Genomic DNA, 19,636 nt, shown 5'->3' with positions numbered 1-19,636 from the left:
GGGCCAAGCTTTTGGGGGTGCCGTGGATGAACGCGATCTGGAGCTGGAGCTCTGGCAGGAGGCCCTCGCCCTCCTCGCCCGCCTGGGGGCCTCAGAGGCGGACCTTCGCCCTCTCAGGGAGCGCCTTTGGGCCCTCCGCCTCTACCGCATGATGCCCAAGCCCCAGGCCCCTTCCCTCTGGAGCCGCCCCCTCTTCTGGACGGTCCTGGCCCTCCTCCTCGGCATCGTGGCCAGCCTCCTGGGCCTTCCCGTCCACAAGCTCTTCCCGTGAAAGGAGCGCCATGTTCAGGGATCCAAACCGCCAGCGCTTGATCCGAGGCACGATCCTCCAGGCCCTGTACCTGAACGCCTTCGGGGTGGACGCCCCCGTCAACATCCACGACCCCTACGCCATGCCGAGAGGCGTCCTGGCCCGGGTCATGGAACTCTCCCACGTCCTCCCCGCCCGCTCCGAGATGAACGCCGCCGTGCGCTACCTGCAGCAGAAGGGCTACGTGGAGGCGGTTTGGGACGAGGACGGGGAGTTCACCCTGGTCCGCCTCACCACCCAGGGCATGGACCTGGTGGAGGGGAACCTGAAGGACCCCGGGGTCCTCCTGCCCAGGAGGTAGCCGTGGAGCTCAGGGAGGAGATCCACGCCCTCGCCGTGGCCTTCCGCCGCCACCACGAGGAGATCCTCGCCGAGCTCCGCCTCCTCCGGGAGGAGTTGGAGAGGGAGCGCCGGGCCCGGTTCTGGGAGCGGGGACTCCTGGCCCTGGCCCTGGTGGCGGCCCTGGTGGGCTGGGTGCGGCCGTGAAGGGCTACAAGCGCCACCGCCTCTGCAAGGTCTGCACCCTCCCGGAGGACCTTCGCGACCGGGTGGACGCCATGCTCCTGGGGGAGGAGACGGAGGAGGACGGCAGGCCCTACAGCATGGAGGGGATCGCCCTCTGGCTCAGGGCCCAGGGGCACGAGGTGAGTCCCTCCAGCGTCCGCCGCCACGCCCGCCACCTGGCCCCTGCCTTGGATCAGGTCCTGCAGATGGAGCGCCTGGTGGAGGCGGTGGAGGAGGCCACGGGCAAGCGCCTCTCCTACGCCGCCGCCCTCGCCAACATCGTGGTGCACAAAGCTCTCCGCTACCTCCAGGACCTGGAGCTCGGGGAGGAGGTGGATCCGGAGAAGGTGGTGCGGCTCGGCCTCGAGGCCGCCCGGGTGGCCCTGAGCCTGGAGCGGCTGGACCGCTCCCTAAGGGAGGAGGCGGCCCAGAAGGTGGAGGAGAGCCTCCGCGCCCGGCAGATTGAGCCCGAGGTCATAGAGGCCATCAAGCGGGACATCTATGGACTCTGAGCGCCTCCTCCTCCCGTACCAGCGGCGCTGGGTGTGGGACCAATCCCGCTTCAAGATCGGCCTCTGGGCGAGGCAGACGGGGAAGAGCTTCGCCGGGACGCTGGAGGTGGTCCTGGACGCGGTGGAGCGCCCCGGCACCCTCTGGGTCCTCCTCTCCGCCGGCGAGCGGCAGAGCCGGGAGCTTGCGGAGAAGGCCAAGCGCCACCTCGCGGCCCTGAAGCAGGCGGCGGAGACCCTGGAGAGCCGCTTCTTTGAGGCGGGGGAGGAGGTGACCCAGCTGGAGATCCGCTTGCCCAACACGTCCAGGCTCATCTTCCTCCCCGCCAACCCCCGCACCGCCCGCGGCTACACCGGGAACGTCTTCCTGGACGAGTTCGCCTTCCACCAGGACTCCGAGGCCATCTGGGCCGCCATGTTCCCCATCATCACGCGGAGGCCCGATCTCAAGATCAGGATCATGAGCACCCCCAACGGCCCCCGGGGCAAGTTCTACGAGCTCTGGGAGAAGGGGGGAGAGGTCTGGAGCCGGCACCGGGTCACCCTCCTGGACGCGGTGGCCGAGGGCCTGCCCATAGACCCCGAGGAGCTCCGGGCGGGCCTCGCCGACGACTTCATCTGGCAGCAGGAGTACCTCTGCGAGTTCGTCTCCGAGGAGGAGGCCTTCCTGCCCTGGACCCTCATCCTGCAGAACGAGGCCCAGGAGGACCCCCGGGGGGAGTGGGACCCCGAGCGGGCCTACCTGGGGATGGACGTGGGGCGGCACCGGGACCTCACGGTCCTGGTGGTGCTGGAGCGGGTGGGGGACGTGTACTGGGCGCGCCTCGTGGAGGCCCTCCACCGGGCCCCCTTCGCCGAGCAGGAGGCCCGCCTCCACGCCCTCCTGCCCCGGGTGCGCCGGGCCTGCCTGGACGCCACCGGCCTGGGGGAGATGCTGGCGGAGAACGCCCGCCGCGCCTTCGGCTACAAGGTGGAGCCGGTGAAGTTCACCCCCGAGGTGAAGGCGGATCTGGCCCAGCGCCTCCGCCTCTTCTTTGAGGACCGTAGGGTGCGCATCCCCGCCGACCGCGCCCTCCGGGAGGACCTCCACAGCGTGCGGCGCATCGTCACCCCATCGGGGAACGTGCGCTACGACGCCGAGCGCTCCGAGCGGGGCCACGCTGACCGCTTCTGGGCCCTGGCCCTGGCCCTGCACGCCGCCGAAACCCGGAGGGGCCCCGTGGAGTACCGCAGCGTGGCCCGGCGGCTCTTCGCCGGCTGGAAAGGAGCCTTCTGATGCCCATCCTGGACCAGTACGGGAACCCCATCCCCAAGGAGCCCCCGGGGCAGGCCCGGGGCTTCCTCCCCCTGAACGACCCCTACCGGGTCTACCCCGCCCGGGGCCTCACCCCCGAGCGCCTGGCCCGCATTCTGCGCCAGGCGGATGAGGGGGACCTCGCCCTCCAGGCGGAGCTCTTTGAGGAGATGGAGGAGCGAGACGCCCTCCTCTTCTCCCTCCTCCAGACCCGGAAGCTGGCGGTGGTGGGGCTGGACTGGCGCTTGGAGCCCGCTGGGGAGGGCCGGGACGCCCGGCGCGTCCTGCGGGCGGTGGAGGAGGTCTTCTGGGACCTCCCCCTGGAGGACCTCATGACCGACCTCCTTTCCGCCATTCCGCAGGGGGTGAGCGTGGTGGCGGTGGCCTGGGAGTGGGATGGCCTTTTGTGGCGCCCCAAGGCCTTCCGCTGGGTCCACCCGGGCCTCTTGGTCTACCGCGCTGGAGAGGACCGCTTTTACCTGGCGGCGGGGCCCGGTCGGGAGGAGGCCTTCCCCTACGGCGGGGCTATAGAGCACCGCTACCGCGCCCGTTCGGGCCTGCCCACCCGCGCCGGGCTCATGCGGAGCCTGGCCTGGCTGTACGTCTTTAAGCACTACGCCCTGAAGGACTGGGTGATCTTCGCCGAGGTTTACGGCCAGCCGTACCGCATCGGCAAGTACGATCCCGCCGCCGGCGAGGAGGAGCGCCGCCGGCTGGAGGAGGCGGTGCGGAGCCTGGGGGCGGACGCCGCCGGGGTGATCTCCAAGGACACCGAGATAGAGATCCTCGAGGCCGCCAAGGGCCAGGGGCCCGAGGTCTACGAGCGCCTCATTCGCCTGGCCAACCGGGAGATGACCCAGGCGGTGCTGGGACAGACCCTCACCTCCTCGGAGGGGGAAGGGGGGAGCTACGCCCTGGCCAAGGTGCACGAGCGGGTGCGGATAGACCTCCTAAAGGCGGACGCCCGGGCCCTGGCCCGCACCTTGCGGGAGGGGCTTCTCAAGCCCTTCGTGGCCTTCAACTTCGGCCCCGAGCTCCTGGACCTCGCCCCCCTCGTGGTGCCCGAGGTGGAGGAGGAGAAGGATCTGGAGAGCCGGGCCCGGGTGCTCCAGACCCTCCTGGGCATGGGCCTCTCCATCCCCGAGGCCTGGCTCCGGGAGGAGTTCGGCGTCCCCGCCCCCGACCCCCAGGGCCCCGTCCTCACCCCCCTCCTCGCCCCCCAGGAGAGAAAAGAGCGGGGCCTGGTGGCGGGCCAGGCCTTCGTGGACGGCCTGGGGGATAGGCTCCTAGAAAAGGCCCCTATGCCCGGGCTTCCCGCCCTCCTCCAGGCCATCGGGGAGGCCGAGGGGTACGAGGACCTGAGGCGGCGCCTCCTCGCTCTCTTCCCCGGGATCTCCTTCGCCGAGCTCGCCCAGCTCCTGGAGGCCGCCCTCACCCTCTCCGAGCTCGCGGGGAGATGGGCCCAGCGGCAGGACAGTGGCCTGGACGGTTGAGCCCGACCCCCTGCGGCCCGAGGAGGCCCTCCGCTGGTTCCGGGCCCGCCTTCCCCTCCCCGATCCCGAGTTCCGCGCCCTGGGGGAGGAGGCGAGGCGCCGGGCCTTCTTCGTGGCGGGCCTCGCCGCGCTGGACATGGTGCAGGAGACGATGGACGCCCTCGCCCGGGCCCTGGAAGAGGGGAGGCCCTTTGAGGACTTCCAAAGGGAGCTTTCCGACCGGGTCAAGAACGCCTGGGGCGAGGGGAGCCGCCACCGCCTGGAGACCGTCTTCCGCACCAACCTCCAGCTGGCCTACGGGGCGGGGCGGTGGAAGGAGGCGGTCTCCGCCCGGGAGCTCAGGCCCTACTGGGGCCTCTCCGTGGTCCTGGACGGGCGCACCTCAAAGATCTGCCGGCCCCTCGCGGGGATCGTCCTCCCCGCCGACCACCCGTTCTGGCGCACCCACGTCCCGCCCCTCCACCACAACTGCCGCACCGCCCTGGTCACCTACACCCGGGAGGAAGGGGAGAGGCGGGCCTGGAAGGAGCCCCCTCCCCACGAGCCCCAGGCGGGCTTCGGCCGCCCCCCCACGGCGGAGGAGTGGAGCCCCGACCCCCGGGACTACCACCCTGAGCTCTGGCGGGCCTTCCTGCGGGCCCTCGCCGCCCTCCCCGAGGCCCGGGCCCACCTCAGGGGCCTGGCGGAGAGCCGGGGCCAGGGGAGGCCCGCCCCTCGGGACTGGCTCTTCGCCGCCGGGGAGATGGTGCGGGCCCCCTTCAACCGCCGGGGGCGCTCCGTTCCCGAGGAGCTGAGGCCCCTTCTCGGCCGGGAGCGGGCCACCAGCCTGGAGCTCCACGTGGCCCAGCGGGTCATGGACGGGCACCTGGCCCCGGGCACCCCTCCCGAGGTCTACGAGGGCCTGTGCCGCGAGGCCCCGGCCCACCCCGAGGCCGCCCTCTTCGCCTACGCCCGGGACCAGGGCCCGGTGCTGGCCGCCCTGGCCCCCGCCTCCTTCATCCCCGAGGAGGCCCGGGGGCCCAGGCTCAAGGCCCTCTGGTTCGTGGTATACTCCTTCCACAGCGGGACGCTGGCCACCGGCTACAGCGTGCGGGACCTGAGCGAGCTGGACGTCCCTTGGGACAAGGTGGTATGGCTCAAAAGACCTCCCTGGCTTACGCCCCCCTCGCCCTAGCCCGGGCCTACGTGGCCTGGGTGAGGGAGCTCCTGGACCGGGGGGAGGAGGCCGACCCGGACGAGCTCCTGGACGCTGTGGAGGAGTGGACCCCCTTCCGGGGGTACCTGAGGGACGCCGCGCGGGAGGACCGGGAGGCCGCCCTCGCCCTGGCCCGGGAGGTCTTCGCTGAAGGGCCCAGGCTTCGGGCCCACGGCTTCCCCCTTCCCGAGACCTGGGAGGCCTTCCTCGCCCGGGTGGGACTGGAGCCCTGAGGGCGGCAGGCCCAGGGGGGCCGGGGGTCCTCCCCGGCCCCCCTTCTTCCGCCATCCCCGATTTGAAAGCGCTTACACGGCCCTGTAACCCCCCTGGAAGGCCCGGGAAGGGGGTGGCCTGGCCTTCCCCCTTAGCCCCGGCCTCCCCCCGCCTTTTTGGGCCTTTCAGGCCGGGTTTCCTCCCTCCTGTGCACAGCGTCTTTCCCTCTCCGGGAGGGCGCTCAGGCGGGTTTCTGTCCTGGAGCGTGAGCGATTTCCTCAATGCTTTCGCCTGTGGTAGAATAGGGGTGCCCCGGGACGGGGGCGCGGTCGCGCCCGGGGGCCAACCCCCTTGGGTGAGGAAAGTCCGGGCACCATAGGGCAGGGTGCCAGCTAACGGCTGGGCGGGGTAACCCGACGGAAAGTGCCACAGAGAAAAGACCGCCAGCGGCCGGGCCTAACGGTCCGGTGCGGGCAAGGGTGAAACGGTGGGGTAAGAGCCCACCGCCTGGCCTGGCAACAGGCTGGGGCACGGCAAACCCCACCCGGTGCAAGGCCCAGTAGGCAGGAAGGGCTTGCCCGGCCCGCCAGAACCTGCGGGATGGGCCGCTTGAGGCCACGGGCGACCGTGGTCCCAGAGAGATGACCGCGGAAAACAGAACCCGGCTTACGCCCCGTCCCGGGGTCCCCTTTGGGGGGAGGTTCTATGGAGAAGCGGCTTTATTTCGGAGACAACCTCGAGGTCCTGCGGAAGCACATCCCCGACGAAAGTGTGGACCTCATCTACTTGGACCCTCCCTTCAACTCCAAGGCGGACTACAACGTCATTTTCCGCGAGCATACGGGCAAGGGCCCCGGGGCCCAGATCAAGGCCTTTGAGGACACCTGGAGCTGGGGGATGGAGAGCGAGCAGGCCCTCCAGGAGGTGGTGGCTAAGCACGGGAGACTTGGGGAGTTCTTGGACTTCCTGGTGCGCTTCCTCGGGAAGAATGACCTCTCCGCCTATCTGGTGATGATGGCGGTGCGCCTTTTGGAGCTTCACCGGGTGCTCAAGCCCACGGGGAGCCTCTACCTCCACTGCGACCCCACTGCGAGCCACTACCTGAAGGTCATCCTGGACCAGATATTCGGGCCCAAGAACTTTCGCAACGAGGTTGTTTGGAAGCGCACGAGTGCCCATAGCTCTGCCAAGAGGTGGGGGCCGGTGCACGATACGCTCCTGTTTTATACCAAGGGAGAGGAGTACACCTGGAATGTCGTCTACGAAAACTATGAAGAACGGTACATGGAAGACGAATACGACTATCAAGACGCCAAGGGTAGATATGCCCTTAAGGATTTGACGGGGGCAGGAGCCAGCAAGGGCGACTCGGGGAAGCCCTGGCGGGGGATAGATCCTGGGGTAAAAAATCGTCACTGGGCTGTGCCCTCCAAGGATAAGCTCCCTTCGTGGCTTACCCCCCCGGATGACTGGGACGACCTTCCCGTGCAGGAGCGGTTAGACTTCCTGGACCGGGAGGGGTTGATTTACTGGCCTTCGCGTGGGGTCATGCCCCGCTTCAAGAAGTACCTGGACACCGCCAAGGGGGTTCCCATTCGGGATGTCGTCACCGACATCCCCCCCTTGGGCCACCACTCCAAGGAACGTCTTGGCTACCCCACCCAGAAGCCCCTCGTTCTCCTGGAGCGTATCATCCAGGCCAGTTCCAACCCCGGGGACGTGGTCTTGGATCCCTTCTGCGGGTGCGGCACAGCCCTCGCCGCCGCCGAGAAGCTGGGGCGCAGATGGATAGGCATAGACATCACCCACCTGGCCATTACCCTCATCCAGGCGCGGCTGAGGCGGGACTTCGGCCTGGAGCCGGGGAGGGACTACGAGGTTCTTGGGACGCCCAAGGACGTGGAGAGCGCCCGTTTTCTCTTTGAGAAAGACCCCCACCAATTTCAGCTCTGGGCTCTGGGCCTGATCGGGGCTCAGCCGTACGGGGACCCGCAAAAGGGAAAGAAGGGCAAGGACACGGGCATAGACGGCTTCCTCTACTTCCGCACCCCGGACGGGGGTAGGCTGGAGAAGGTCGTGGTCCAGGTCAAGGGGGGGAAGCGCCTGGGGCCCAGCGTGGTGAGGGACCTGCGGGGCGTGATGGAGCGGGAGAAGGCGGCCTTCGGGGTTCTCATCGTCCTGGAGGCCCCCACGCAAGGCATGCGGGAGGAGGCCGCGAAGGCGGGTGTCTATTCCTGGGGGAGCCAGTCCTACCCCAGGCTCCAGATCCTTACCGTGGAAGAGCTCCTCGCCGGAAAGCGCCCTGAGTTTCCCGCGGGAAGCCTCAACGTGAGCTACGAGCGCAAGGAAGTGCGGACGGCACGGCCAAAGGGGGGGATGGAGCCTTTGCTTTAGCCGCCTTCTTGCCACCCCCCCACCCTCCGGGGTAAGATAGGGCTAAGGTGGGATAACTGCCCCCGGGGAAACCCGGGGGCAGCCTGATTTTACCCCTCCATGCGCGTCCTCTGGCCTTTGCCCCCATCTCCCGAAAAGAACCGCGTGGACGCGGGCTTTTTGGACCCGCGCTACCCCGAGTGGCGGAAGGCCCAGGGCCTCGCCCCTCACCAGCACCCCGGGGTGGACCTTAACCTCTCCGGCTCCTCCGGGGACGCCGACCTGGGCTACCCCGTGGTGGCCGTGGCTGAGGGGCGGGTGGTCCACAGCGCCTTCCACCGGGTTTGGGGCAACGTGGTCCTGCTGGAGCACGACCTCCCCGGCCTCGGGCGCTTCTGGACCCAGTACGCCCACCTCCTCTTCCGGGTGGCCCGGGAGGGGGACTACCTCTTCGCGGGCGAGCCCGTGGGGGCCATCGGCAAGGGGGACCCGGCCAGGCCGTACCTCGCCCACCTCCACTTTGAGGTGCGGCGGGCGCCCCTGGAGGCCGACTTCTGGCCCGGGAGCAACGTGGACCTCATCCGGGAGAAGTACCTGGACCCCGAGGCCTTCCTAAAGGCTCACTACGCCCCCGCCCGCCGCTTCTACCGGGTGCGGGGGGTCTTCTGGACCCCGGCCCGGCAGGAGGTGGAGGGCGTGGTCGTGAACCTGGAGGAACCCGACCGGGTTCAGGTGGCGGTGAGGAAGCTGTGAACGCCCTGTTCAGGTTGCAACTGCTGTTGGACTTGACGGACCGCGTCTCCAACCCCCTGGGCCGGGTGGGGGAGGGGCTGCGCCGGGTGGAGGAGCTTTCCCGCCGGGCGGACCTCGCCCTGCAACGCTTGGGGGCGGGCCTTTCCGTGGCCGGGGCCGGGGCGGCCCTCGCCGCGCCCCTGGTCCTCGCCACCCGGGCGGCGATGGACTTTGAGGACGCCTTCGCCGACGTGCGCAAGGTGGTGGACGCCCCCGCCCCCGCCCTCATGGCCCTCCAGCGGGAGCTTTTGGGCCTCACCCGGGTCATCCCCATGACCGCCAGGGAGCTCACGGAGATCGCCGCCGCCGCGGGCCAGGCGGGCATCCCCATGCAGGAGCTGGTCCGCTTTACCCAGGACGCGGCCCGGGTGGGGGTGGCCTTCGGCATCTCCGCGGGCCAGGCGGGAGACGCCCTGGCCAAGCTCCGCAACGTCCTGGAGCTCAGCCAGGAGGGGGTCATGCGCTTGGCGGACGCCGTGAACCACCTCTCCAACAACATGGCGGCCACCGCCCCGGAGATCCTGGAGGTCCTCCGCCGGGTAGGGGGGACGGGGAAGCTCCTGGGCCTCACCGGGCAGCAGGTGGCGGCCTTCTCCGCGAGCCTCCTCGCCCTCGGCACCGCCCCCGAGGTGGCCGCCACCGGCCTCAACGCCCTCTTCCAGCGCCTGGCCACCGCTCACGTCCAGCCCAAGGCTTTTCAGGAAGCCTTGGCCCGCCTGGGGCTCACGGCCACGGGCCTCCAGCAGGCCCTGAGGCGGGACGCCGCCGGGGCCATCATGGACTTCCTACGCCGCCTCAGGGCGGTGCCCGACCAGCTCACCGTGCTTTCCGACCTCTTCGGTATGGAGTACGCCGACGACATCGCCAAGCTGGTGGGCTCCTTGGGCACCCTGGAGAAGGCCTTCAGCCTGGTGCGAAGTCCGGCCGCCTACACGGGGAGCGTCCTCGCCGAGTTCCAGAACCGCTCCGCCACCCTGAGGAACCAGCTCATCCTGCTCCGGAACGCCCTGGAGCGCATCTGGATCACCCTCGGCAACGCCCTCCTGCCCGTGGTGACCCCGGTGGTGGCCCGCCTCGCCGACCTCCTGAACCGCGTCTCCGACCTCCTGGACCGCTTCCCCCTCCTCCGGGGGGCCCTCGTGGCCGTCACGGCCACCCTCGGGGGGCTTCTGGTAGTGGGCGGCTTCCTGGTCACGGGGCTCGCCGCCCTGGGCTTCGCCGCCACTCAGGCCCGGCTGGGCCTCCTCGCCCTCCAAAGCGGCCTCGCCGGCGCCCTCAGGCAGGCGCGCCTCCTCTCCCTGGGCCTCGCCCTCCTGCGGGGGGAGATGGCCCGGCTGGGGGCGGTGGGGCTCCTCCGGGGGGCCTTCGGCCTCCTCGCCCAGGGGGCCTTCCGGGCCGGGCAGGCGGTGCTCTTCCTGGGGCGGGCCCTCCTCCTCAACCCGGTGGGGCTGGTCCTCGGCGCCCTCGCCGGGCTCGTCTACCTCTTCCGCCAGGCCTGGGGGGCGAGCGAGAGCTTCCGCAAGAGCGTTCTCGGCACCCTCCAGGCGGTGCGGAGCGCCTTCGCCCCGGTCCTCGCCGAGTTCCGGGGCCTGGGGGAGGCTCTGGCCGGGCTCTTCCGCCCCCTCGGGGGGGCCATCCAGGCCTCCCTGGCCTCCGCCCAGGCCGCCTGGGACCGCTTCGGCTACGCCCTGGGGTATGGCATCGGCTTCCTCTTCGGCCTCCTGGAAGCCCTCGTCGTCCGCCTCGCCCCCATCTTCGCCGACGGCCTCGCGGGCCTCATCCGCATCCTGCGGGGCTTCGTGGACCTGGTGGTGGGCCTCTTCACCCTGGACCTGGACCGGGCCCGCCAGGGGGCCTTGCGGGTGTGGGAGGGGCTCCGGGCTGTCCTCTCCGTGCCCATCCGGGTGGGGGGCGTTCTGGTGGATACCGCCCTCAACGCCCTGGCCCGCCTCTGGCAGGTGGCCAGCGAGCGCTTTCCCGCCCTGGCCCGGCTGGGAGAGGGGTTGGGGGCCGCTTGGCGGGGCCTGGTGACGGGGGCCGAGGCGGTCTTCCGGCTCCTCCAGACCGTGGTCCTCTCCGGCATCGGGGCCCTGCGGGCCCTCCTCCAGGGGGATTTCCGCCTGGCCCTGGCCTTTGCCGAGAGGGGGTGGCAGGCTCTCAAGGCCCTGCTCTCCTTGCCCCTGCGCCTGGGGGGCGTGGTCTGGGACGCCCTAAAGGCGGCCTTGGGCCAGGCCCTGGCCTTCGTGCGGGGGCTGGTGGGCTCCTTCCTGGAGGCGGGCAAGGCCATCGTCCAGGGGCTCACCCAAGGCATCCTCAGCCTGGCGGCGGCCCCGGTGAATGCCGTCAGGGATCTGGGGGGGAAGGCAATTACCACGCTCCGGAACCTTCTGGGGATGCGCTCCCCCAGCCGGGTCTTCGCCGAGATCGGTGCCATGACCGCCCTGGGGATGGCCGTGGGCCTGCAGGGGGCGGCCCCCGAGGTGGCCCGGGCGGTGCAGGCCCTGGTGCCCCCGGTACCGCAGTTGCTGGAGCTTCCCGTCTTGCGCCCTGCGGTGGAGATGCCGGAGCTGCCGCCTTTGGGGGCCCTGGTGCCCCCTTCCCCTGTGGCCCCCGTGCCCGGCCAGGCTCAGGGCAGGGGAGAGGGCCGCAAAGCGGAGGGCAGGGTGGTCCAGGTGGTGCGCATCGAGCGCCTGGAACTCCCCTCCGTGCGGGATGCGGACGAGTTCCTCGGGGCCCTGAAGCGCCTCATGCTGCCCTATCTGGAGGAGGTCTGATGCCCTACCTGCGCTTCGCCACCGGAGACCGCCTGCGGCTGGACGGGGAGGAGATGCCCGGGGTGGTGGTGGCCGTGGAGGTGGAGGGGGAGAACTCCGTGGAGAGCCTTCCCCGGGAGGGCCGCACCGGGGACGTGCACGTCCTCAGGGGCTACCGGGACTTCCGGGTGCGCATCACCCTTCGCCTGGCGGGGAAGGACCCCCTGGCGGAGGCCAGGCGGCTTCACGCCAAGTTCGCCAAGAGCAAGACCGAGCCCCTGCGGGTGGTCCACCCCCACCTGGCGGCCCGGGGGATAGAGAAGGCCCTCTTCGCCCGGCTCACCACCCGGGAAGAGGGCGGGGAGGACGGGCTCACGGCCGTGCTGGAGCTCACCCAGGTGGAGCCCCGGGAGGCCCTGGCCGAGGCCAACGCCCGGGAGGCCCAGGCCCTGGCCGCGGCCCCCGGCCCCCAGGCGGGCCCCCCGCCGGGGAGCGCCCAGCAGAGGCGGAACGAGGGGAAGGGGGGGCAGGCCCCGCCCAAGCCCCCGGCGATGCTACAGGGCTTCCTGGACGGGCGGCAGAGCGCCCATAGCCTCGTGGGAGGGTCCAGATGAACCTCGTCCACGTTCCCAAACCCGAGACCCAGAAGGGCACCCCCGCGGGCCTCGTCTTCCACGAGAGCCTGCACGTCCCCTGGCGCACCCTGCACCTCCAGGGGCAGGTCTACCTCGAGGGCACGGCCCGCCCCTCCGACGAGACCACTAAACCCTTCCAGCCTGGGGAGGCGGTGCGGCTCACCCTCGAGGGCCCCCTCTTCCGGGGCGCCCTTCAGGGCCTCCTCTCGGCCACGGAGGGGGTGGCCTGGGGCCTCCCCGAGTGGCGGCGGGAGGTGGGCCCCCAGGGCTTCCAGGACGCGAAGGCCGAGGAGGTGGCCGAGTGGGTCAAAGGCCAGGTGGGGGGGAAGGCCCTCTGGGGCTTCCAGACCGAGCCCAAGCGCCACTACGCCCTCCCCCGCGTGCGGGCCTGGGAGGGGGTCCTCATGGTCCTCAAGGCCTGGGGGGTGGAGGCGGTGATGCACGAGCTGGACGGGGGAGTCCTCTACGCCGGGCCCGAGGGGAAGAGCCCCCACTACGGGGTGGTCCACCGGGTGGGGGAGGAGGTGGCCTGGGTGCGCCCCTTGTCCCCGGGCCGCTACGGGCTTCGCATGGCCCCTCTCCCCGCCCTTAGGGTCCTCCACCTGCTGCGGGTGGACCACCCTGCCTACCGGGGGGGGCTCAGGGTGGAGGAGCACCGCCTGGTCCTCTCTCCCAAGGAGGCCTACCACGAGGTGATCGGCCGTGAGGAGTGATGCCCTGAAGACCGCCCTCCGCAGGCTCGTGGAGGCCCTCTGGCCCGAGCTCGCCCACCGCACCCACCTCCCCCACAAGGCCCGGGTGGTGGCGGTGAGGTCCGAGCCCGGGGTGGCGGGGCCTCCCGGGAGCCCGCGCTACAGCGTGGACCTGGAGCCCCTCACCGTGGACGGCCAGCCCGACCCGAGCCGCCCCCTCCTCCGGGACGTCCCCCTGGACGTGCCCTGGATCGGCGGGGGCCGCGGGGTCTACGCCCTTCCCGAGGTGGGGGCCATCGTGCGGGTGGCCTACTACGAGGGGAACCCCGCCTATCCCTACGTGGACGGGGTCCTCTCCGAGGGGAAGGCCGTGGTCCCGGTGGAGCCCGGGGAGTACCTGGTGCAGAAGGACGCCGACACCTGGGTGCGCCTCAAGCCCGACGGGGAGATTGAAGTCCAGGCCGCCCCCGGGGTGGTCCTCCGCCTGAAGCCGGACGGGACCGTGGAGCTCTTGGGCACCGCGGTGGTGCGGGTGGACGCCCCCCGGGTGGAGCTCGCGGGCGGTGGCCCCCCTGTGGCCCGGGTGGGGGACCCGGTGCAGGTGGGGGCGGCCATCGGGGTAATCATCGGCGGCAGTTCCAAAGTCTTTTCGGGGTGAGCCGTGTACCGGGACTGGCTTTTTGAGGACGGTGACTTCCGCTTCACCCCCAGGGGGGATGCGGCCCTGGTGGAGGGCCTCCAGGTGGTGCGTCAGGACCTCCTCGCCCGCCTCGTCTCCCCCCGGGGGAGCCACTGGGCCTTCCCCCATGAGGGAAGCGCCCTCCCCGACTACGTGCAGGCGGCCCTGGACGAGCTCACCCGAGTGGAGGTCCTGCAGGAAGCGGAGCGGACCTGCCTCGAGGACGCCCGGGTGGAGGAGGCCCGGGGGGAGTGGACGGAAGGAGGCCTCCGCCTCGCCTTGCGCCTCTCGGGGGAGGCCCTTAGGCTCCTCCTCCCCTGGCCCTTGGAGGTGAAGGGTGCCTGAGCTTCCCCCTCTCCCCACCCTGGAGGAGGAGACCCAGAGGCTCCTCGGCTTCCTCCCCGAGGGCTTCCCCGTGCGGAACCCCGACAGTTTCAGCGCCTTCGGCACCTACCTGCGCCTCGCGGCCCAAGCGGCCCTCGAGGCCCGCGCCTTCACCCGGGAGCTCGTCCCCCAGCTCTTTGTGATCACCGCCACCGGCGCCTGGCTGGATGAGCACGCCAAGGGCCTGGGCCTCGCCCGCAAGGAGGCCCGGGGGGCCAGGCTCCGCTGCCGCGTCCTCGCCTCCGCTCCCGGCACCTTCCCCCCCGGGGCCCTCCTGGGGGTGGGGGAACTCCGCTACCGGGCCGAGGGTCCCTTCGCCCCGGACGCCCTCGTGGAGGTCTGGAGCGAGGGCGTGGGGAGCCGCTACAACCTCCCCCCGGGGACCCGCCTCCTCCCCGTTACCGTGGTGGGGGGCCTCGAGGCCCTGGAGGTGGAGGAGGTCCTGGAGCCCGGCTTGGACCGGGAGACGGACGAGGAGCTCCGGGCCCGCCTCATTCTCGCCTGGCCCGCCCTGGGCCGGGGGAGCACCTACCACGCCTACATGAGCTGGGCCCTGGAGGACCCCGAGGTGCGGAAGGTCCAGGTCATAGACGACCACCCCCGGGGCCAGGGCACCGTGGACGTGGTCATAGCCCCCGCCCGGGGCCTCCCTTCCCCCGAGCTCCTCGCCCGGGTCCAGAGGGTGGTGGACGAGCGGCGGCCCCTCACCGTGAACGCCCTGGTGCGCTCCCCCAGCCCCCGGCCCCTGGACCTCGCCCTGCGCCTGCACCGCCTCCCGGGAAGCCCCTCCCTCGAGGCCTGGCGGGGCTTCGCCCTGGATTTCCTGAACGGGCTAAACATCGGGGAGACCTTCTGGCCCTCCCGCCTCATGGACCACCTGCACGACCGGGGAGGCCTCGAGGCGGTGGAGGTCCTGGCCCCCGCGGGACCTGTGGCCGTGGCCCGGGACGAGCTCATCGTCCCCGGGGAGGTGACGGTCTATGAGTGAGCTCGCCGAGGCCCTCTACCGCCACCTCCTCTCCCTCCTCCCCCCGGGCCGCTACCCCCGGGCGGGAAGGGCGGCGGACGGGATGGTGCGGGCCCTGGCCCAGGAGGAGGCCGACCTCATCCGGGAGGCCCTGGAGGCCTTCCCCCAGGCCTTCCCCCAGTACGCGGAAGGGGAGGCCCTCTCCCGGCTGGGCGAAGGCCGCGCCCTCCGCCGCTTCCCCCCCGACGAGCCGGACGCCTCCTACCGGGAGCGCGTCCGCCACGCCTGGGACTGGTGGCTCCGGGCGGGGACGAAGCCCGGCATGGAGGCCGAGCTCGCCCGCCTTGGTTTTGTGGCCAAGGTGGTGGAAGGGCCCTTCGAGAACGCCTTTGACGGCACGTGGCACTTTGGGGACTACGAGGGCGCTTTCACGGGCCCTGCCTGGGCGGAGTTCATTTTGGAGGTCAGTCCAGCGGGGCCCTGGACCGCGCGGGAGCGGGCCTACCTGCGCCACGCGGTCCGGGAGCTCAAGCCCGCCCACGCGGTCCTGCGGGGGGTGGAGCTCTACGCCCAGGACCGCCGCGTCTTCCGCCTGCGGCCGCAGGCGGCGGTGGTCCTCCTGGACCTTGGAGCTTTCGGGGACTTCCTCTTTGGCGACACCCGGCGGGTAGCGCTGGCGGGCGGGATGAGCCTCGCCGCCTGGGCCGAGGGCAGGATGGCCCAAGCCCAAGTGTTTGACGGAAGCTGGCGTTTTGGGGAGGTGGGATTTTGACGGCACCGGTGGCTAGGCGCACGTGGGGACCCATCCCCTCCCGCCCCAGGTGGCGGGGCGAGGGTAGGGGAGAGGGGCGGGCAGGGCTGGTGGGGGGTCTGACCCACCGCAGGGTCTACGCCCTGCCCCTGGACGGTTGGCCGTTTGAAGCTGGGGAGCGAGACGTGGCGTATCCCCGCCTGGCCCTGCTGAGCGAGGGAGGTGAGCGGTGGCGGGACTACGCGCCGCCGTTCGGGGAGGTGAGCTTCTGAATGTTCACAACGTACGCCAGAGAGCAGTTGCTACGCAGGCTCATGGAGATGGTGGTGGAAGCGGGCTGGGGCACCTCGGGGGCGGCCAACGCCAGCGCCCTCACCAACCCGGTCTACACCACCCTCATCTCCAAGCGTCTGGAGGGGGGGCGGGCCATCTTCGAGTACGCCCTGGCCTGGGAGGGCCTAGGGGTGCGCACCCTGCGGGAGATCGCCCTCTTTGGCCGGGACGCCAACGGCAACCGGGTCATGCTCTACCGCCGCACCCGGGACCCGGTGGACCTGGAGGTGGGGCTGACCCTCATCGACCGGCTGGAGGTCAGCCTGGAGAGCGTGTAGGGAGGTGAAGCGTGCCCACAGTAGAGGACATCCTAGAGTTTCTGGCTAGTCAAGGGCTTGCCGACGACTGGCAGCCCGCGGAGACCATCGAGTCGGGCGGGGGGACAATCCCCAAAACTTCATCCAAGGGGTTGGTCCGGAGCGCCACCAACGACATCCTGGAGGTTGGCCCCTTCGCCCGGATTATGGCCCAGTACGCCATGCGGGACCGGGCGGCCATGCGGGCGGCGGCGGTGCTGGGCTCCGCCGCCCTCAGTCTGGCCAAGGGGGCTTGGGACGGGCTCCAGGACCTCCGCTACCGGGCCATCCAGACGGGGCGGGTGTACATTCCCCGCAAGTATGTGGTTTCCGGGCTCCAGGTGAGCGCGGGAACGGGGCGCTCCCTCTCCATCGCCGCGGGGGTGGCGGTCCAAGGGGGGATGCGGCGCAGCTACCCCGCGCGGCCCAACGCCATTGCCGTGCCCACCAACCCGGGTAGCGCGGCCAAGACCTACACCCTCTACCTCACCAACGACGGCGCCCCTTATTTGGTGGAGGGCGCCCAGGCGCCCGAGGAGGGAATGCCGTTAGCCCAGGTGAGCGTCCCCGCTGGGGACACGGGCCCCACCTTCGCCGGCACCATCACGGACGCGCGGGTGGTGGCCTCCCCGTCCACGTGGTTCCCCCCCGTGCTCCCCGCCTATACGGTGTCCCTGGCCTACCCTATGCCAAACACCAACTACAACGTCTACCTGCGCGTGGAAGGCGCCTCGGACCTGGGGAGGGTGGCGCTTGCGGTGGCGAACAAGGCCCGCAACGCCTTCACGATAGAAAACCGCGGCACCGCGGATGACCTCGTGGTCTGGTGGATGGCGGTGCACCAAAACTGGAGGTGAGGTGTGACGGTGGAGCGCGTTGGAGACGGGCGGCACTGGGAGGCGCGGCTGGAAGGGGGCGTCCTCTATGTGGACGGGGTGGCGCTGGACCTCGAGGCCCTCTCCGGCCCAGAGCCCCAGCGGGTCTACGTCTACGCCACCCCCCAGGGCGGTCCCACCCTGGACCCCACCGACTGGCTGGGGGCGGAGGTCCTTCTGCCGGCTCGGCCGTTGGAGCAGGTGGAGGTGGGGGAGATGGTCTACCAGCTGGAGGACGGCGGCGAAGTGGTGGAGCGCCGGGAGCCCGTGTACGAGTGGCGCCCCACCCCGCTGCGGGCGGATTTGGTGCGGGTGCGGCTCTTCGCCCTGCCCATTTTGGACGCTTTGGAGGTGAGGCATGATCTTTAGCGTGAAGGATAGTCTGCGGCAAGCGGTAGAGGCGGCGTCAGGAGGTCTGTGCACGGTGATGTACACCAAAAAGGGGCAGCCGCTCTTCATGCGGCGCATCCCCCGCTTCAACCTGGAGCAGCTCGGGCCCCAGTTCGGCTCCGGCCCCCACCCGGCGTTTGTGGTGAACGGGGAGACCAAAAGCGAGATTTGGGTCTCCATGTACCGCGCCGTGCTCTCCAATGGCGAGCTCGTGAGCGTCCCCGGCCAGAATGCGTCATTGCTCACCTACGATCAGGCCGTGGCCTACGCCGCGGCCAACGGCCCCGGCTTCCACCTCATGACCCGGGCGGAGTTCATGGCCGTGGTCCTCCCCGAGTGGCTCAAGGCGGGCAAGACTGACCCCCCCATCCGGGGCAACACGCAGTGGGGGCGCTCGCACGAAGCGCCCTACGAGTGGGGGGTGCGGGTGGATGGGCAGGCTCCGGGCACGACGACGGGAGACAACGCTACCCTTGCTGGGTCTGGGCCTCTAGCATGGCGGCATGACGGCACGCCATTCGGCGTGGCCGACATTTTTGGCAGCCGTTTTCTCTGGTTTGGGGGGCTCCGCGTCAACTACGGGCGCATAGAGATCATCCCCGATGCGAGCCTGGATCTATCCCTAGCTTCCCCCAACTGGATGGCCATCCGGGCGTCGGACGGGGCGCCCGTCACGCCCCAGTCGGGGCAGACCGGGGTCCTGTATTACAAAAAGGACCCCACGAAGAGCTTCACGGACGACGGCGTGAGTCAAAACGTCGGCCCCGCCATCCTGGGCACGAGCCCAGACACATTCCCCAGCGGGTGGGACGAAAACACGACTACACAGGATTACGTGACCAACTCGAGCATGAGCCTCGCTTACGAGTCGGGGCTCACCCCCCCCACCATCGCCTACGCGTTGGGCCTCGTGCCCATCCCCGAGGTGACGAAGGGGGCGTTCCTCGATTATGTCCGGTTGGCCGGCAAGAACCCAGCCCAAAACCGGGCCCGGCCAGATTGGTCGAGCAATGTAGTTTTCGGGTTAGGCTTTTCTCATAGTCCCTCTAACGCCTTCGTAGTCTGGGCGTTGTGACGGCGGGGCTAGCTAGGGTCGGGGCATGGAGCCCCGGCCCTGCTACTTTACATGATAACGCTCATGTTCCGTGCGCATAAACGCTCACCTTACGAACCTCAAAATGACCGAACTCAGTCAAACTGCACTAAAAAGATGACTGAAATTGACCTCGAAGCGTGACGCGTGACATCCAGGAGGCGCGGTGGGCTCTTACCCCACCGTTTCACCCTTGCCCGCACCAGGCCTTGGCCTGGCCGCTGGCGGTCTTTTCTCTGTGGCACTTTCCGTCGGGTTACCCCGCCCAGCCGTTAGCTGGCACCCTGCCCTATGGTGCCCGGACTTTCCTCACCCGGGAGGTTCGGCTCCCGGGCGCGACCGTCCCCCCGTCCTGGGGCATCCTTTATTTTAGTCCAGCCAGGAAGTAAAGTGAAGGCGTGAGGCTTCCCTGGTACCTGCCCCTTCTCCTCCTCTTTTTCGCCCTGGTGGGGCTTGGGGTTTTGGGGATTCTCTGGCTCCTGGCGGTTTTGGGCTTGGGGGTAGGGGTGTTCTGGGTGGCCTGGGAGCGGCTACGCCGCCGCCTCTTCGGCCCCAGGTGGCGCCGCCTGCCCCCGCCTTAAGGTTGCGGGATGCCCCGGGGTCCTGGTAGAGTAGGAGATGGTTTTGCGCACGGCCAAGACCGTGCGAAAGGAGGCGAAACGTGAAGGAAGGCATCCACCCCAAGCTGGTTCCCGCCCGCATCATCTGCGGTTGCGGCAACGTCATCCACACTTACTCCACCCGCCCGGAGATCCACGTGGAGGTGTGCAGCAACTGCCACCCCTTCTACACGGGGCAGCAGCGCTTTGTGGACACGGAAGGCCGCGTGGAGCGCTTCCAGCGCCGTTACGGGGATTCCTACCGCAAGGGGCGATAGGGGTTTAGCAAGAGGGGCGGGGCCATTCAGGGCTTCGCCCCCTTCCTTTGGTAGCGAGGGAAAGGGTTCCAGGCCTAGCCTTCCTCAGGTAAGTCCCAGGGGAACGGACTCGGTGGTTCCCTGGCCCTTCCCACTCTACCAGGAGGCGCAGGCGTTCCTTGCCCGGTGGGAACCTGTCTCCAGGTTGCTCCGAATCCGCTTTGGGTTGCTCAAAACTTGCACTTATCC

General features: G+C 70.2%; 24 protein-coding genes and 2 other RNA genes. 25 read left to right on the top strand and 1 reads right to left on the bottom strand.

Annotation, left to right across the window (positions count from 1 at the left end):
* Positions 1 to 22 precede the first annotated feature (22 nt).
* The 23 genes from C2847_RS08690 (at position 23) to C2847_RS08585 (ending at position 18,513) form a co-directional block, all read left to right on the top strand.
* Positions 23 to 271 carry a hypothetical protein gene (locus C2847_RS08690; RefSeq protein ID WP_071677779.1) on the top strand — a complete coding sequence of 83 codons (249 nt, stop codon included), beginning with the start codon at positions 23 to 25 and terminating at the stop codon, positions 269 to 271.
* 10 nt (positions 272 to 281) lie between these two features.
* The gene (locus C2847_RS08685) at positions 282 to 611 is read left to right on the top strand and encodes a hypothetical protein (protein WP_071677780.1); all 330 of its coding nucleotides are present in this window, start codon (positions 282 to 284) and stop codon (positions 609 to 611) included.
* Positions 612 to 613: 2 nt separating this feature from the next.
* Positions 614 to 796 (top strand): hypothetical protein, encoded by a 183-nt coding sequence (locus C2847_RS08680; RefSeq protein ID WP_071677781.1) that lies wholly within the window; start codon positions 614 to 616, stop codon positions 794 to 796.
* A complete protein-coding gene (locus C2847_RS08675; protein ID WP_052155158.1) occupies positions 793 to 1,326 on the top strand; it encodes a phage protein Gp27 family protein in 534 nt (177 codons plus the stop codon). Before C2847_RS08680 ends, C2847_RS08675 begins: the two co-directional genes overlap by 4 nt.
* Positions 1,316 to 2,599, top strand: a complete 1,284-nt coding sequence (locus tag C2847_RS08670) for a terminase large subunit domain-containing protein (protein WP_105318003.1) — start codon at positions 1,316 to 1,318, stop codon at positions 2,597 to 2,599. Before C2847_RS08675 ends, C2847_RS08670 begins: the two co-directional genes overlap by 11 nt.
* Positions 2,599 to 4,110, top strand: a complete 1,512-nt coding sequence (locus tag C2847_RS08665; RefSeq protein WP_071677783.1) for a DUF935 domain-containing protein — start codon at positions 2,599 to 2,601, stop codon at positions 4,108 to 4,110. Before C2847_RS08670 ends, C2847_RS08665 begins: the two co-directional genes overlap by 1 nt.
* Complete coding sequence (locus C2847_RS08660; protein ID WP_071677784.1) at positions 4,094 to 5,284, top strand: phage head morphogenesis protein; 1,191 nt, start codon at positions 4,094 to 4,096, stop codon at positions 5,282 to 5,284. The genes C2847_RS08665 and C2847_RS08660 overlap by 17 nt, the downstream gene beginning before the upstream one ends.
* Positions 5,242 to 5,538, top strand: a complete 297-nt coding sequence (locus C2847_RS08655; protein WP_039456918.1) for a hypothetical protein — start codon at positions 5,242 to 5,244, stop codon at positions 5,536 to 5,538. The genes C2847_RS08660 and C2847_RS08655 overlap by 43 nt, the downstream gene beginning before the upstream one ends.
* 293 nt (positions 5,539 to 5,831) lie before the next feature.
* Positions 5,832 to 6,203: RNase P RNA component class A (rnpB, locus tag C2847_RS08650), an RNA gene on the top strand.
* A gap of 20 nt (positions 6,204 to 6,223) precedes the next feature.
* Positions 6,224 to 7,912: a DNA methyltransferase gene (locus C2847_RS08645; protein ID WP_071677785.1), complete on the top strand. Its 1,689-nt coding sequence runs from the start codon at positions 6,224 to 6,226 to the stop codon at positions 7,910 to 7,912.
* Positions 7,913 to 8,011: 99 nt separating this feature from the next.
* Positions 8,012 to 8,644, top strand: a complete 633-nt coding sequence (locus C2847_RS08640) for a M23 family metallopeptidase (RefSeq protein ID WP_084720324.1) — start codon at positions 8,012 to 8,014, stop codon at positions 8,642 to 8,644.
* The gene (locus tag C2847_RS08635) at positions 8,641 to 11,457 is read left to right on the top strand and encodes a phage tail tape measure protein (RefSeq protein ID WP_071677787.1); all 2,817 of its coding nucleotides are present in this window, start codon (positions 8,641 to 8,643) and stop codon (positions 11,455 to 11,457) included. The genes C2847_RS08640 and C2847_RS08635 overlap by 4 nt, the downstream gene beginning before the upstream one ends.
* The gene (locus tag C2847_RS08630; protein WP_071677788.1) at positions 11,457 to 12,050 is read left to right on the top strand and encodes a hypothetical protein; all 594 of its coding nucleotides are present in this window, start codon (positions 11,457 to 11,459) and stop codon (positions 12,048 to 12,050) included. Before C2847_RS08635 ends, C2847_RS08630 begins: the two co-directional genes overlap by 1 nt.
* Positions 12,047 to 12,784: a hypothetical protein gene (locus tag C2847_RS08625; RefSeq protein ID WP_071677789.1), complete on the top strand. Its 738-nt coding sequence runs from the start codon at positions 12,047 to 12,049 to the stop codon at positions 12,782 to 12,784. Before C2847_RS08630 ends, C2847_RS08625 begins: the two co-directional genes overlap by 4 nt.
* A complete protein-coding gene (locus C2847_RS12305) occupies positions 12,774 to 13,421 on the top strand; it encodes a hypothetical protein (RefSeq protein ID WP_071677790.1) in 648 nt (215 codons plus the stop codon). The genes C2847_RS08625 and C2847_RS12305 overlap by 11 nt, the downstream gene beginning before the upstream one ends.
* A 3-nt stretch (positions 13,422 to 13,424) precedes the next feature.
* Positions 13,425 to 13,787: a hypothetical protein gene (locus tag C2847_RS12300; RefSeq protein ID WP_071677791.1), complete on the top strand. Its 363-nt coding sequence runs from the start codon at positions 13,425 to 13,427 to the stop codon at positions 13,785 to 13,787.
* Positions 13,780 to 14,814 carry a baseplate J/gp47 family protein gene (locus C2847_RS08610; RefSeq protein ID WP_071677792.1) on the top strand — a complete coding sequence of 345 codons (1,035 nt, stop codon included), beginning with the start codon at positions 13,780 to 13,782 and terminating at the stop codon, positions 14,812 to 14,814. The genes C2847_RS12300 and C2847_RS08610 overlap by 8 nt, the downstream gene beginning before the upstream one ends.
* Positions 14,807 to 15,565: a phage tail protein gene (locus C2847_RS08605; RefSeq protein ID WP_071677793.1), complete on the top strand. Its 759-nt coding sequence runs from the start codon at positions 14,807 to 14,809 to the stop codon at positions 15,563 to 15,565. Before C2847_RS08610 ends, C2847_RS08605 begins: the two co-directional genes overlap by 8 nt.
* A gap of 89 nt (positions 15,566 to 15,654) precedes the next feature.
* Positions 15,655 to 15,816, top strand: a complete 162-nt coding sequence (locus C2847_RS12295) for a hypothetical protein (RefSeq protein ID WP_164835683.1) — start codon at positions 15,655 to 15,657, stop codon at positions 15,814 to 15,816.
* Entirely contained in the window at positions 15,817 to 16,155 is a 339-nt protein-coding gene (locus tag C2847_RS08600) for a hypothetical protein (RefSeq protein ID WP_084720325.1), read from the top strand.
* A gap of 11 nt (positions 16,156 to 16,166) precedes the next feature.
* Positions 16,167 to 17,030 (top strand): hypothetical protein, encoded by an 864-nt coding sequence (locus tag C2847_RS08595; protein WP_105318002.1) that lies wholly within the window; start codon positions 16,167 to 16,169, stop codon positions 17,028 to 17,030.
* 3 nt (positions 17,031 to 17,033) lie between these two features.
* Entirely contained in the window at positions 17,034 to 17,417 is a 384-nt protein-coding gene (locus tag C2847_RS08590; protein WP_071677796.1) for a hypothetical protein, read from the top strand.
* Entirely contained in the window at positions 17,407 to 18,513 is a 1,107-nt protein-coding gene (locus C2847_RS08585) for a hypothetical protein (RefSeq protein WP_105318001.1), read from the top strand. The genes C2847_RS08590 and C2847_RS08585 overlap by 11 nt, the downstream gene beginning before the upstream one ends.
* A gap of 12 nt (positions 18,514 to 18,525) precedes the next feature.
* Here C2847_RS08585 and rnpB (C2847_RS08580) read toward each other — a convergent pair.
* An RNA gene (rnpB, locus tag C2847_RS08580) (RNase P RNA component class A) lies at positions 18,526 to 18,884 on the bottom strand.
* A gap of 45 nt (positions 18,885 to 18,929) precedes the next feature.
* Between rnpB (C2847_RS08580) and C2847_RS08575 the strand changes: the two genes are divergently transcribed.
* Entirely contained in the window at positions 18,930 to 19,112 is a 183-nt protein-coding gene (locus C2847_RS08575; RefSeq protein ID WP_028492983.1) for a hypothetical protein, read from the top strand.
* A gap of 80 nt (positions 19,113 to 19,192) precedes the next feature.
* Entirely contained in the window at positions 19,193 to 19,408 is a 216-nt protein-coding gene (gene rpmE / locus C2847_RS08570; protein WP_015717326.1) for a 50S ribosomal protein L31, read from the top strand.
* The last annotated feature ends 228 nt before the right edge of the window (positions 19,409 to 19,636 follow it).

Source organism: Thermus tenuipuniceus, from assembly GCF_002964845.1.
Taxonomy (GTDB): Bacteria; Deinococcota; Deinococci; order Deinococcales; family Thermaceae; genus Thermus; species Thermus tenuipuniceus.
This window is presented reverse-complemented; position numbering and strand designations above follow the sequence as displayed.